Raw genomic sequence first — 13,046 nt, forward strand, 5'->3', positions numbered from 1 at the left:
CCTGGATTCAGGTTTTTGGGTTCCCGCGATGGAAGTCAACGGCTTGACCTCCTTTCACCGCAAGAAATGGTACTTGCCGCAATTTTTGACACTGTTCCGGCATTGGCTTGCCGATCTTGCGAAACTACTGCGTCGTGAACAGCACCGCCGCGATCGCGACGGAGAGGCTCACCGCCGAGACCGTTGCCACGGTCGACAGCACGCCCATGCGCCGGAGCGCGATGGCGAACGCGATGATGATGGGGGTCGCGGTCATCAGCCCGATTTGTGCATCGCTCATCGCATCGCTCGCTGTTTTGCGGGACCGCCGGATACATTGATCCTATGACGGCCGAGCGGAAGGGACGTTGCGATAGCGCAAACGTTCGTTCGGCCGGTTGCACTCTTTGTGCGGCGACAAAGTCGGAACCGCTCCGGTGAGATATCCGTTCGGCGTCCTGGTTTGGAAATCAGATGTCGGCGACGGGTTGCGAACAACAAGAAACCGGCTGGGGCATCCTGGAAGATCTTCCCGGCGACCCCATGATCTGGGTGCTGATCTTCAGCGAGCTCGCCGCTTTCGGCCTCTTCCTCGGTGCTTTCGTCATTGCCCGCGTGATTCATCCTGCGATCTTCGCGGCCGGTCAGGCTACTCTTGATACGCATCTGGCCGGGATCAACACCATCGTGCTGGTGACCAGTGGCTGGGCCGCCGCGCGCGGGGCCGCTGCCGCACGGGCGGGCGAAAGGGTGCGAGCGCGCGGCTGGCTCTTTGGCGCCATGGCTCTTGGCGCTCTCTTCATCGCGATCAAACTGTTCGAATATGCCGGCGAGATCGCGCAAGGCAACGGCCTGGAAACGAGCCCGTTCTTCACTTTGTACTTCCTTCTCACCGGATTCCATCTCCTGCATGTCGGCCTCGGCATCGTGATCCTGGCCGTGGTTTCCCGGAGTGCCGGGGCCGCGGGCGTCGAGACCGGCACCGCCTTCTGGCACATGGTCGATCTGCTCTGGATCGTCATGTTTCCCATCATCTATCTGGTGCACCCGTGATTCCGGATCGTCTCGACATTGCCTGGATCGCGTTGATCGGCCTTGCACTTGCGACCATTCTGGTTCCGCCGCTGGTGTCGCGCCCGTTGTTCGCCAATGCGTTGCTGCTGACGTTTGCCGCGCTCAAGGGCCGCCGCATCGTGCTCGATTTCCTCGATCTTCGCTCTGCGCCGGCGCTCTGGCGGAGCCTTGTCACCGCCTGGGTTGTCATCGTTGTGCTGTTCGCCTGGCTTGCATCCGCCATCGTCGCCCTGATCTGACGCGCTCCTTGCGCCTCGACAAAGAGCGACCCTCGCGGATCGGCAATAAATAGCAGCACCGATTTTCTCTCGACGACTCAAACCGGAAAGGATTGGCAATGGCTGAACGCCTGACCAAGTCGGCCGCTCGAAACGTCTTCTACGGCGGCTCGGCCTTTTTCTTCGCCATCTTCATAGGGCTGACGGCGCATAGCCACTACTACATGGCCACGACCTCGACCGACGCGGCGACGCTGACCTCGTCGGTCGCCCGCGGCAAGCATGTCTGGGAGAAGAACGCCTGCATCAACTGCCACACCCTGCTCGGCGAGGGCGCCTATTTCGCGCCTGAAGTCGGCAATGTCTGGGATCGCTGGGGCGGGAACGAGGATCCGGCCGCGGCGCGTGAGACGCTGAAGGCCTGGATGCAATCGCAGCCCTCGGGCGCGCCGGGCCGCCGGCAGATGCCGCAGTTCAACCTCACGGACCAGGAGCTCGACGATCTCGCCGACTTCCTGCAATGGACCAGCAAGATCAAGACCCAGCAATGGCCGCCGAACAAGGCCGGCTGAGCGCATTGCCTCGTGAATCACTCAAGACAGAGAGCCTGAGATGAAATATCAGACCCAGAAAGTCGCGATGCTGTATTTTTACGGCGCGCTGACGCTGTTCCTCGCACAGGTCCTGTTCGGCCTGCTCGCCGGAATGATCTACGTCCTCCCCAACACGCTGTCGACCCTCCTGCCGTTCAACATCGTCAGGATGATCCACACCAACGCGCTGATCGTATGGTCGCTGATCGGCTTCATGGGCGCGACCTACTTCCTCCTGCCTGAGGAGACCGAGACCGAGCTGTACAGCCCGCTGCTCGCAAAAATCCAGTTCTGGATGTTCTTCGGCGCGGCAGGTGCGGCCGTGGTCGGCTATCTCTTTCACTACCACGAGGGCCGCGAATTCCTCGAACAGCCCTTCATCATCAAGGTCGGCATCGTCGTCGTCTGCCTGATGTTCCTGTTCAACGTGACGATGACGGCTCTCAAGGGCCGCAAGACCACGGTCACGAACATCCTGCTGTTCGGCCTGTGGGGCGTTGCGATCTTCTTCCTGTTCGCGTTCTACAATCCGATCAATCTGGCCGTCGACAAGATGTACTGGTGGTACGTCGTCCATCTCTGGGTCGAGGGCGTCTGGGAGCTGATCATGGCCTCCGTGCTCGCCTATCTCATGATCAAGCTCAATGGAATCGACCGCGAGGTCGTGGAGAAGTGGCTCTACGTCATCATCGGCCTTGCGCTGTTCTCGGGCATTCTCGGCACGGGCCACCATTTCTACTGGATCGGCGCGCCCGGCTACTGGCAGTGGATCGGCTCGCTGTTCTCAACGCTCGAGGTGGCGCCGTTCTTCACCATGGTGATCTTCACGGTGCAGATGACCTGGAAGGCCGGCCGCAAGCATCCGAACCGCGCTGCGCTGTTGTGGTCGGTGGGCTGCTCGGTGATGGCGTTTCTGGGGGCCGGCGTCTGGGGCTTCCTGCATACGCTGTCCTCGGTGAACTACTACACCCACGGCACCCAGGTCACCGCTGCGCACGGCCATCTCGCCTTCTTCGGCGCCTATGTGATGCTGAACCTGTCGGTGATGGCCTATGCGATCCCGCAGATCAAGGGACGTGCGCCCTATAACCAGTGGCTCTCCATGACCAGCTTCTGGATCATGTGCACGGCCATGATGGTGATGACCTTCGCGCTGACCTTCGCCGGCGTGGTCCAGGTTCATCTCCAGCGCGTGCTCGGCCAAGGTTACATGGATGTGCAGGACCAGCTCGCGATGTTCTACTGGGTCCGTCTCGGCTCCGGTGTGTTCGTGGCGATCTCCGCGCTGATGTTCATCTGGGCCGTGCTGGTGCCGGGCCGCGAGAAGCAGGCGGTCATCCCCGCCGCGCTGCAGCCGGCCGAGTAAACGAGAAAGGGCGGCCGCGGTTCGCCGCGGTCGCCAGCTTTCCAAAGAAATTCCGGAGAAACATCATGAAAGCTGCCCTTCACACGGTGACCTCGACGCCCGAGCTGCCGGCCTATGTTCCATCCGGAAACGAATGCGAGCTGTTCGAGCATGCCTGGCGGCGTCGTCTGCCGGTGCTGCTCAAGGGACCGACCGGTTGCGGCAAGACGCGCTTCGTCGCGCATATGGCGGCGCGGCTGGGACTGCCGCTTCACACGGTCGCCTGTCATGACGATCTCACCGCCGCCGATCTCACCGGCCGCTATCTGCTCAGGGGAGGCGATACCGTGTGGACCGATGGTCCGCTGACGCGTGCGGTGCGCGAAGGCGGCATCTGCTATCTCGACGAGGTCGTCGAAGCGCGCAAGGACGTCACCGTCGTGCTGCATCCTCTCACCGACGATCGCCGCATCCTGCCGCTGGAGCGCACCGGCGAGGAACTGGTGGCACCGAGCAGCTTCATGCTCGTCGTCTCCTACAATCCCGGCTACCAGACGCTGCTGAAGGCGCTGAAGCCGTCGACGCGGCAGCGCTTCGTCGCCATCGAATTCGACTTCCTGCCGCCGGACCAGGAGATCGGCGTCGTGTCCGCCGAAAGCGGGCTGACGCCGGAGCGGGTGCGGCCGCTGGTCGGGCTGGCTGGCCGGCTGCGCGCGCTCAAGGGCCACGATTTGGAGGAGGGCGTCTCGACCCGGCTCGTAGTCTATTGCGCGACCTTGATTGCGGCGGGCACGCCGACTGCCGATGCCGTGCTGGCCGGCATGATCGAGCCCCTCACTGACGATTCCGACGTGAAGGCGGCGCTGCTGGACGTCGCACGCGCCGTCATCGGGTGAGGCCGCGCCCATGCTCGACTTCCTCGAACTGGAGGAGACGGTCGGCCGCGCCTGGCACAGGATGGTCGGCGGCACCGCGAGCTATCCGGTTCACGACGATCAGGCCGTCGCACTCGCCGAGATGAAGGGTCGGCTCGCGGTGATGTTCCGCGCGCTCGGCGGTGAGACCGGGGTGCAGATTGCAAGCGCTGGTGCCCGGAAATCGGGGCACCGTCTCGGCTGGCGCCAGCGCATCGGCCTCGGAGACGAGCGATTGGAGCAGCCCGGCCGCGACGCCGCGACCATCTTCCTCCCCGATCGCATCTCGATCTTTCCCGACCTTGCGCTCAATGCGGCGCTCTATCGCTGGCTTGCGGCGTGGTTCGCCGCCGCGCCGATCGAGACGATCACGGAAGCCGATCCGCTGCGACGGGATCTTCTGGTGTTGAGCCGGGCGAGCGAGACAGCAGCCTGGGTGCTCGCGCAATTCCCCGGGCTCGTCGCTGATTACGCCCAGCTCGCCGCAGCAACGGCCGAGGCCCGGCCTCGTCGCCCCTTGCCGCGCATCGAGCAGGAGGTCGAGCAGATCGTGCTGGCCTTGCTCGGAGCCGGCAAGGCGCCTGCGGGCAGGCTGTGGCCGGCGATGATGGGGACGGGGCCGCTGCCGGACCAGGCGCCGCCGGGCTATCATTCGATCCTGCCGTGCCCGCTCTGGGGAGATTGCTGGACGCGCGAGCTCTCGCCCGTACATGCCGGCGAGGACGAGTGCGCACCGGGCGCGGAGGCCGCGCCGGAGGATGATCGCAAGCGCTTTGCCGTTCGCGAGCGCGAGGACAATGCCAATTGCCGCGATCCTTTCGTGCTCAACCGCTTCGAGAAGATCCTCGCGATGGCCGAGATGGTCAATGTCGACCGTCCGGCCGACGACAGCGAGGACGAGGATGCGCAGAAAGCGGCCGACGATCTCGAGGAGATCACCCTCAGCCGCCGTAGCGGCAAGCCGGCGAGCCGGTTCAAGTTCGACCTCGACCTGCCGCCGGAAGCGCTCGATGCCTCGAAGCTCGATGCGGACCTCACCTATCCCGAATGGGACTATCGCAGCGGCTCCTATCTGCCGGATCATTGCCGCGTGCTTGCCACTGCGGCCTCCGAGCAAGGGGAGAGCTGGATACCTGACGACGCAACGCGCCGGCACACCCGCCAGGTGCGCCGCCGCTTCGAAGTGTTGCGGCCGCGCCATGAGCTGATGCGTGCCCAGGCCGATGGACACGATCTCGATCTCGACGCACTCGTGCGTGCGCGGTGCGATCTTCGCGCCGGCAGCGGCGGCAGTGGTCTCGATCGCATCCATGTCGCCATGCGACCGCAAGGGCACGATCTCGCGGTCACGCTGCTGGTCGACGTCTCGCTGTCCACTGACGCCTGGGTCGACGGCCATCGCGTGCTCGACGTCGAGAAGGAGGCGCTGCTGGTGCTCGCCCACGGGCTCTCGGCGTGCGGCGATCACCACAGCATCCTGACCTTCACCTCGCGCCGCCGTTCCTGGGTGCGGCTCGAAACGGTCAAGGCCTTCGGGGAGCCGATGAGCGGGGCGATAGAGCGCCGGATCGGCGCACTGAAGCCCGGCTATTACACGCGGATCGGCACGGCTGTGCGCCACGCCGCCGCCGAGCTCGCCCGCCAGCCGCAGCGCAAGAAGCTGCTGATCGTCCTAACTGACGGCAAGCCGAACGACGTCGATCATTACGAGGGCCGCTTCGCTGTCGAGGACACCCGCAAGTCGGTCCACGAGGCGCGCCGCCTCGGCATCGCCGCCTTCGGCGTCACGGTGGACACAACTGCGCAATCCTACTTCCCGACCCTGTTCGGTCGCGGCGGCTACGCCATCGTCGGCAACATCAAGCGGTTGCCTGCGGCACTACCGGCGATCTACCGGCAGGTTGCGCACTGACGGCGGAAAAATCCCGAGGGCAGCTCTCTTCATGAGCTATTGCTCATCATTTGGGTATATGATCGAATGGTTGAATGGTCCTCCGCCGGTCAAGTTCCGATCTGATCATCTTCGATTGCGATGGCGTGCTCGTCGACAGCGAGCTGTTGAGCTGCCAGTGCCTGTCCGAGGTGCTGGCAGACTTCGGCATCGCGCTCAGCGTAGAGCAGGCGCTCGAGCTCTTCCTGGGGCGCAGCACCAAGGCGATCGAGCAGCATTATCGTGATCTCGGGCAGATCGTGCCGGACAGTTTTCTGCCGCGCTTGAAGTCGCAAGTGCTGACGACCTTCGCAGCTTCGCTTCAGCCGACCCCCGGCATTGCCGGCGTGATGTCCGACTTGTCCGTGCCGTGTTGCGTGGCTTCATCCAGCGACATCGATCGCGTGGCGCTCTCCCTCGACGTCACCGGGCTGCGGGCGCATTTCGGGAATCGGATCTACACCGCGCAAATGGTCAGGCACGGCAAGCCGGCGCCCGATCTCTTTCTCCTCGCGGCGGAGAAGATGGGGGTGCAACCTGCGCGCACCCTGGTGATCGAGGACAGCGTCAGCGGCGTTCAGGCGGGCAAGGCGGCCGGCATGACCGTCTGGGGATTTGTCGGCGGCGGCCATTATCGCGGACGCGACGGACAGGCTATATTGTCCGGCGCGGGGGCCGACCGGGTGTTCTCGCGCATGATCGACTTCTGGGAGACGTGAGGCCCGCATGGCCGCCGAGAACGACAGATCGCGACTCGACGACGCCGCGCGCGCCGGCTGGCTCTATTTCATCGCGGGTCACACCCAGGACGAGATCGCAAAGATGCTGCAGGTCTCGCGCGCCTCGGCGCAACGGCTGGTTTCGTTGTGCCTCGCCGAGCGCCTCATCACCTTCCGGCTCGAGCATCCCATCGCCGCCTGCATGGAATTGGCGGCGCGCCTGAAGGAGCGCTTCGATCTCGTTCATTGCGAGGTGGTCCCGGCCGATCCAGCGGCGCCGCAAGCCACCGCGGGTATCGCCGAGCGTTGCGCTAATTTGCTCGATTCCACGCTGCGTTCGGAGACGCCCGTGATCGTCGCGCTCGGCACGGGCCGGGCGGTGCGCGCTGCGGTCGAGCGCGTCACGCCGATCGACCGGCCCAATCACCAGATCGTCTCGCTGGTCGGCAACATCTCTGCCGACGGCTCGGCGAGTTTCTACGACACCGTCGGCCGGCTCGCCGATCGCACGGGTGCGCGGCACTATCCGATGCCGCTGCCGTTCCTGATGTCGTCCGAGGACGAGCGCAACAAGATGGTCCGCATCGAGCCGATCGCCAAGGTGAAGGCGGTCGCCGCCAAAGCGGATTTGCGCCTTGTCGGCATCGGCCAGATGGACCAGAAGGCGCAGGTTCATGTCGACGGCTTCGTGACCCGCGACGAATTGTTCGAGATGATGCGGCTGGGTGCGATCGGCGAGATCACCGGCTGGGCCTATGATTCAAAGGGTCGCCTGCTCAAATCCGGCACCAACAAGCGGCTCACCAGCATCCCGCCGGAAGTGCCGGCGAAGACCACCACGATCGCCGCGGCGATCGGTGCAGCCAAGGTAGTGGCGATCGCGGCGGCGCTGAACGGGGGCCTGATCAACGGGTTGATCACGGACGAGACGACCGCAAAGGCCATCCTGGAGCGGTAGGGGCGGACGGTCCCGCCACTTGCGCCGCTGTCATCATCCGCGAAAGCGGATGATCCAGTACGCCGCGGCTTCTCTTGGGGCAAGTCACTCACTGCATGGAGTACTGGATGCCCCGCTTTTGCGGAGCATGACAGCGTGTGTGGGTGCCGCCCGGCCATCACTCCCGCACCGCAGCACTCATAAGTTGCGAGAACGGCCCTTCGCCTGCTTGACAACCGTCCTTCCTTGCGTTGAACATACGCCCAACGCGTGGGCAGATGCCCAAAACGCGAGTTTGAGGGAGGTCACCGTGAAACATGTCCTGGGCGCCGTCTGCGGCGCGTCTGCACTTTTGCTGGCCGTCCCCGCGGTGGCCGAAACGATCCTGACGATCGCCACCGTCAACAATGGCGACATGATCCGCATGCAGGGGCTGACGGTTGAGTTCACCAAGAAGAACCCCGACATTTCAGTGAAATGGGTGACGCTGGAGGAGAACGTGCTGCGCCAGCGCGTCACCACCGACATCGCCACCAAGGGTGGCCAGTTCGACGTGCTCACCATCGGCACCTATGAGGTGCCGATCTGGGCCAAGAAGGGCTGGCTGGTACCCCTCGCCAATCTCGGCGGCGACTACGACGTCGCCGATCTCCTGCCCAAGATCAAGGATGCGGTCTCCGTCGACGGCAAGCTCTACGCCGCGCCTTTCTATGGCGAGAGCTCGATGGTGATGTATCGTACCGACCTGTTCGAGAAGGCCGGCCTGAAGATGCCGGAGAAGCCGACCTGGGATTTCGTGATCGACGCGGCCAAGAAGCTGACCGACAAGGGCGCCGGCACCTACGGCATTTGCCTCCGCGGCAAGGCCGGCTGGGGCGAGAACATGGCGTTCCTCTCGGCCATGGCCAATTCCTACGGCGCGCGCTGGTTCGATGAGAAGTGGGCGCCGCAATTCAACACGCCGGAATGGAAGGCGACGTTGACGAATTACGTCAATCTGATGAAGGAAGCGGGGCCTCCCGGCGCGAGCTCCAACGGGTTCAACGAGAATCTGGCGCTGTTCAACGCCGGCAAGTGCGGCATGTGGATCGACGCCACGGTCGCGGCATCCTTCGTCACCAATCCGAAGGAGTCCAAGGTCGCCGACAAGGTCGGCTTTGCGCTCGCGCCCAACACCGGGCTTGGCAAGAACGCCAACTGGCTGTGGGCCTGGAATCTCGCGATCCCCGCCGGCTCCAAGAAGACGGAAGCCGCCGAGAAGTTCATCTCCTGGGCGACGAGCAAGGACTACACCAAGCTCGTCGCGTCGAAGGAGGGTTGGGCCAACGTGCCGCCGGGCACGCGCACCTCGCTCTACCAGAACCCCGACTATCTGAAGGTCGCCCCGTTCGCGAAGCTGACGCTGGCCTCGATCGACGCGGCCGATCCGAACAAGCCGACGGTGAAGCCGGTTCCTTACGTCGGCGTGCAATACGCCGCGATCCCGGAATTCCAGGGCATCGGCACCCAGGTGGGCCAGCAATTCTCGGCCGCGCTGGCGGGGTCGATGACGGTCGATGCCGCGTTGACCGCGGCGCAGTCCGTGACCGAGCGCGAGATGAAGCGCGCCGGCTATATCAAGTGAACCCGAGCTCTTCCTCCTGAGCTCCGACTTGCGGCCATCCAAATTCATGGATGGCCGCCTTCTTCCCGAGGTTTCATTTGACGCGTTTTCTTCCCGCGAACCGATCCCCACTTCGCTCGAAAACGCTCTAAGGAGAAGCCAACGATGGCGACACGGCAGACGCAGCTCCTTGCGCGCTCGCTCCTGACGCCGGCGGTCGGGCTACTCTTCATCTGGATGATCGTCCCGCTGGGGTTGACGATCTATTTCTCGACGCTGCATTACAGCCTGCTCGATCCCGGCTCCGAGTCGTTTGTCGGGCTGGAGAACTTCCGCTACTTCCTCACCGATCCCGCCTTCCTGGCCTCGCTTCAGAACACGCTGGTGCTGGTCGGCTCGGTACTGGCGCTGACGATCATGCTCGGCATTCCACTGGCGCTGCTGATGGATCAGCCGGTGGTCGGACGCAATTTCGTGCGGCTGATGGTGATCGCGCCGTTCTTCGTGATGCCGACGGTAAGCGCGCTGGTCTGGAAGAACCTGCTGATGCACCCGGTGTCCGGCCTGTTCGCCTGGCTGGCCACTCTGTTCGGCCTGACGCCGATCGACTGGTTCAACGACGTGCCGCTGTTTGCGGTGATCCTGATCGTGACCTGGCAATGGCTCCCGTTCGCGACGCTGATCCTGCTCACCGCGCTGCAATCGCTCGACGAGGAGCAGAAGGAGGCCGCCGAGATGGACGGCGCCAGCGCCGTCTCGACCTTCATCTACATCACCCTGCCGCATCTCGCGCGCCCCATCACGGTGGTGATCCTGATCGAGACCATCTTCCTGCTGACGGTTTTTGCGGAGATCTACGTCACCACGGGCGGCGGCCCCGGCCTATCCACCACCAACATCGCTTTCCTGATCTATTCGCAGGCCTTGATTCAGTACGACGTCGGCACGGCCTCGGCAGGCGGCCTGGTTGCTGTCGTGATCGCGAACGTCGTCGCCTTCTTCCTGGTCCGCATCGTCGGCCGCAATCTGGAGGCGTGACACCATGGCACGGAGGGCGACGACGCAGCAGGTGGTGGTTTCGACGATCGGGGCCTGGTTCTTCGGCTTCCTGATCTTCTTCCCGATCCTCTGGATGGTGCTGGCGAGCTTCAAGACCGAGCTCGAGGCTTTCTCCGTGCCGCCGTCCTTCCTGTTCTTTCATTGGACCACCGAGAATTACGCGACGGTGCAAGAGCGCAGCGATTATCTCCACCACGCGATGAACTCGATCATCATCGCCGGCGGCTCGACGCTCATCGCTCTCTTGATAGCCGTTCCCGCGGCCTGGTCGATGGCGTTCTCGCCGACCAAGCGCACCAAGGACATCCTGCTCTGGATGCTCTCGACCAAGATGATGCCGCCGGTCGGCGTGCTGGTGCCGATCTACCTGATCTACAAGAGCTTCGGCCTGCTCGATTCCCGTGCCGGTCTCGTCTTCATCCTGTGCCTCGGCAATCTGCCGATCGTGATCTGGATGCTCTTCACCTACTTCAAGGAGATCCCGCGCGACATCCTCGAAGCGGCGCGCATGGACGGCGCCACCATCGGCCGCGAGCTGGTCTACGTCTTGACACCGATGGCGATCCCGGGGCTGGCCTCGACGATGCTGCTCAATTTGATCCTCGCCTGGAACGAAGCGTTCTGGACGCTCAATCTGTCGACCTCGAACGCTGCGCCGCTCACCACATTCATCGCGTCCTATTCCAGCCCGGAAGGGCTGTTCTGGGCAAAATTGTCGGCAGCCTCGACGCTGGCGATCGCGCCCATTCTTGTCCTCGGTTGGTTCAGCCAGAAGCAGCTCGTGCGCGGGCTTACCTTCGGCGCGGTGAAATAGAGGGGCTGCCGGATCATGGGCCAGATCACACTTCAGGGCGTGCAAAAATCCTTCGGCCCGGTGCACATCATCAAGGGCGCCGACCTGGACATCGCCGACGGCTCCTTCGTCGTGTTTGTCGGTCCGTCCGGCTGCGGCAAGACCACGCTCTTGCGGCTGATCGCCGGGCTCGAAGACGTCTCCGGTGGCAAGATCCTGATCGACGGCAAGAACGTCGTCGATACGCCGCCCGCCAAGCGCGGGCTGTCGATGGTGTTCCAGTCCTACGCGCTCTATCCGCATATGAGCGTCCGCGGCAATATCGGCTTCGGCCTGAAGATGGCGGGCCTTGCCAGAGACGAGATCAATCGCAAGGTCGAGGCCGCCGCCGCGACGCTGAATCTCACGCCCTATCTCGATCGCAAGCCGCGCGAGCTTTCCGGCGGCCAGCGCCAGCGCGTCGCGATCGGCCGCGCGATCGTGCGCGAGCCCAAGGCATTCCTGTTCGACGAGCCGCTGTCCAACCTCGATGCCGCGCTACGCGTGCAGATGCGCATCGAGGTGACGCGGCTCCAGAAGCAGCTCGGCACCACCGCGATCTATGTCACCCACGACCAGGTCGAGGCCATGACCATGGCCGACAAGATCGTCGTGCTCAATGGCGGCAAGATCGAGCAATATGGTTCGCCCCTGGAGCTCTATGAGCGGCCCGCCAATCTCTTCGTCGCCGGCTTCATCGGCTCGCCCAAGATGAACTTCGTCACCGGCGAACTCGCCCTGCAGCGCGGCGCCGCCACCATCGGGGTGCGGCCGGAGCATCTCAGGATCGAGCGCGAGGGCGAAGGCGGTTGGCTCGGAACCATTGCCGTCGCCGAGCATCTCGGCAGCGACACTTTCCTTTACGTCGATGCCGGTCCGCTCGGCATGCTGACAGCGCGCTATGTCGGCGAGTTGAGCCTGCATGCCGGCGACCGCGTGTCGCTGCTGCCGGACCCCGCACGCATCCATCGCTTCGATCAGGGCGGCAACGCGCTGCGAGGCTGACAAGAAACGGCAAGAGAACGGCAAGAAACGGCAACGAGACGGAAAGGCCACCATGTACCTGGAAAAATTCAAGCTGAGCGGCAAGACCGCGTTCATCACCGGCGGCGGGCAGGGCATTGGCCTCGGCTGCGCGGAAGCGCTGGCCGAGGCCGGCGCCAGGGTCATCATCGGCGACCGCGACGGCAAGGTCGCCGACAGCGCCAAGGCCAGCCTGAAGGCGAAGGGCTTTGACATCGAGACCGCGATCATGGACGTGACCGATACCAGGCGTGTGGCGGAGGTCGCGAACGACCTCGTCGCCCGCCATGGCAAGGTCGACATCCTCGTGAACAATGCCGGCATCGCCCGCAGCGAAACCCCGGCCGAGACCGTCACCGACGAGCACTGGCTCAACGTCATCGACGTCAACCTCAATGGCACGTTCTGGTGCTGCCGCGAGTTCGGCAGGCACATGCTGAAGGCCAGGAGCGGCGCCATCGTCAATGTCGGCTCGATGTCCGGCTTCATCGTCAACAAGCCGCAGGAGCAGTGCTTCTACAACGCCTCCAAGGCGGGCGTTCATCATCTGACCAAATCGCTGGCCGCCGAATGGGGCGCGCGCGGCATTCGCGTCAATGCGGTGGCGCCGACCTATATCGAGACGCCGCTCAACGCTTTCGTGAAGAGCAACGCCAAGATGTACGACGCCTGGATTGGTGGAACCCCGATGGCGCGGATGGGGCAGGTCGAGGAGATCGCCTCCGTCGTCTTGTTCCTGTCCTCCGAAGCCGCGAGCCTGATGACCGGCAGCATCGTGCTGGTGGATGGCGGCTACACTTGCTGGTAGGCTTGCGTCAAA

Annotated in this window: 14 protein-coding genes; 13 read left to right on the top strand and 1 reads right to left on the bottom strand. The window is 63.9% G+C overall.

Annotated features, from left to right (window positions below; genetic code table 11):
* Positions 1–124: 124 nt before the first annotated feature.
* Positions 125–280: a hypothetical protein gene (locus ACFDR6_RS22225; RefSeq protein ID WP_091892367.1), complete on the bottom strand. Its 156-nt coding sequence runs from the start codon at positions 278–280 to the stop codon at positions 125–127.
* A gap of 173 nt (positions 281–453) precedes the next feature.
* Between ACFDR6_RS22225 and ACFDR6_RS22230 the strand changes: the two genes are divergently transcribed.
* From ACFDR6_RS22230 to ACFDR6_RS22290, 13 genes are all read left to right on the top strand, one after another.
* A complete protein-coding gene (locus tag ACFDR6_RS22230; RefSeq protein ID WP_212092405.1) occupies positions 454–1,032 on the top strand; it encodes a cytochrome c oxidase subunit 3 family protein in 579 nt (192 codons plus the stop codon).
* Positions 1,032–1,292, top strand: coding sequence for a cytochrome C oxidase subunit IV family protein (locus ACFDR6_RS22235; RefSeq protein WP_375847654.1), 261 nt, complete (start codon positions 1,032–1,034; stop codon positions 1,290–1,292). Before ACFDR6_RS22230 ends, ACFDR6_RS22235 begins: the two co-directional genes overlap by 1 nt.
* A 98-nt stretch (positions 1,293–1,390) precedes the next feature.
* Positions 1,391–1,843 (top strand): c-type cytochrome, encoded by a 453-nt coding sequence (locus tag ACFDR6_RS22240; protein WP_212092407.1) that lies wholly within the window; start codon positions 1,391–1,393, stop codon positions 1,841–1,843.
* A 40-nt stretch (positions 1,844–1,883) separates the two neighbouring features.
* Entirely contained in the window at positions 1,884–3,230 is a 1,347-nt protein-coding gene (locus tag ACFDR6_RS22245) for a cbb3-type cytochrome c oxidase subunit I (protein ID WP_375859491.1), read from the top strand.
* A 65-nt stretch (positions 3,231–3,295) separates the two neighbouring features.
* A complete protein-coding gene (locus ACFDR6_RS22250; protein WP_375859492.1) occupies positions 3,296–4,105 on the top strand; it encodes a CbbQ/NirQ/NorQ/GpvN family protein in 810 nt (269 codons plus the stop codon).
* Positions 4,106–4,115: 10 nt separating this feature from the next.
* Positions 4,116–6,035 (top strand): nitric oxide reductase activation protein NorD, encoded by a 1,920-nt coding sequence (locus tag ACFDR6_RS22255; RefSeq protein ID WP_375859493.1) that lies wholly within the window; start codon positions 4,116–4,118, stop codon positions 6,033–6,035.
* A gap of 74 nt (positions 6,036–6,109) precedes the next feature.
* Entirely contained in the window at positions 6,110–6,772 is a 663-nt protein-coding gene (locus ACFDR6_RS22260) for an HAD family hydrolase (protein WP_375859494.1), read from the top strand.
* A gap of 7 nt (positions 6,773–6,779) precedes the next feature.
* Positions 6,780–7,730: a sugar-binding transcriptional regulator gene (locus tag ACFDR6_RS22265; protein WP_212092412.1), complete on the top strand. Its 951-nt coding sequence runs from the start codon at positions 6,780–6,782 to the stop codon at positions 7,728–7,730.
* 289 nt (positions 7,731–8,019) lie between these two features.
* On the top strand, positions 8,020–9,333 hold the full coding sequence (locus ACFDR6_RS22270) for an ABC transporter substrate-binding protein (protein WP_375859495.1): 1,314 nt from the start codon (positions 8,020–8,022) through the stop codon (positions 9,331–9,333).
* 144 nt (positions 9,334–9,477) lie between these two features.
* Positions 9,478–10,350 (top strand): carbohydrate ABC transporter permease, encoded by an 873-nt coding sequence (locus tag ACFDR6_RS22275; RefSeq protein ID WP_212092414.1) that lies wholly within the window; start codon positions 9,478–9,480, stop codon positions 10,348–10,350.
* Between the two features lie 4 nt (positions 10,351–10,354).
* On the top strand, positions 10,355–11,185 hold the full coding sequence (locus ACFDR6_RS22280) for a carbohydrate ABC transporter permease (protein WP_317240263.1): 831 nt from the start codon (positions 10,355–10,357) through the stop codon (positions 11,183–11,185).
* A 15-nt stretch (positions 11,186–11,200) separates the two neighbouring features.
* The gene (locus ACFDR6_RS22285) at positions 11,201–12,208 is read left to right on the top strand and encodes an ABC transporter ATP-binding protein (RefSeq protein ID WP_212092416.1); all 1,008 of its coding nucleotides are present in this window, start codon (positions 11,201–11,203) and stop codon (positions 12,206–12,208) included.
* Positions 12,209–12,260: 52 nt separating this feature from the next.
* Positions 12,261–13,034, top strand: coding sequence for an SDR family NAD(P)-dependent oxidoreductase (locus ACFDR6_RS22290; protein ID WP_317240261.1), 774 nt, complete (start codon positions 12,261–12,263; stop codon positions 13,032–13,034).
* The last annotated feature ends 12 nt before the right edge of the window (positions 13,035–13,046 follow it).

Origin of the sequence: Bradyrhizobium tunisiense (assembly GCF_042263385.1) — a bacterium.
Classification (GTDB): domain Bacteria; phylum Pseudomonadota; class Alphaproteobacteria; order Rhizobiales; family Xanthobacteraceae; genus Bradyrhizobium; species Bradyrhizobium tunisiense.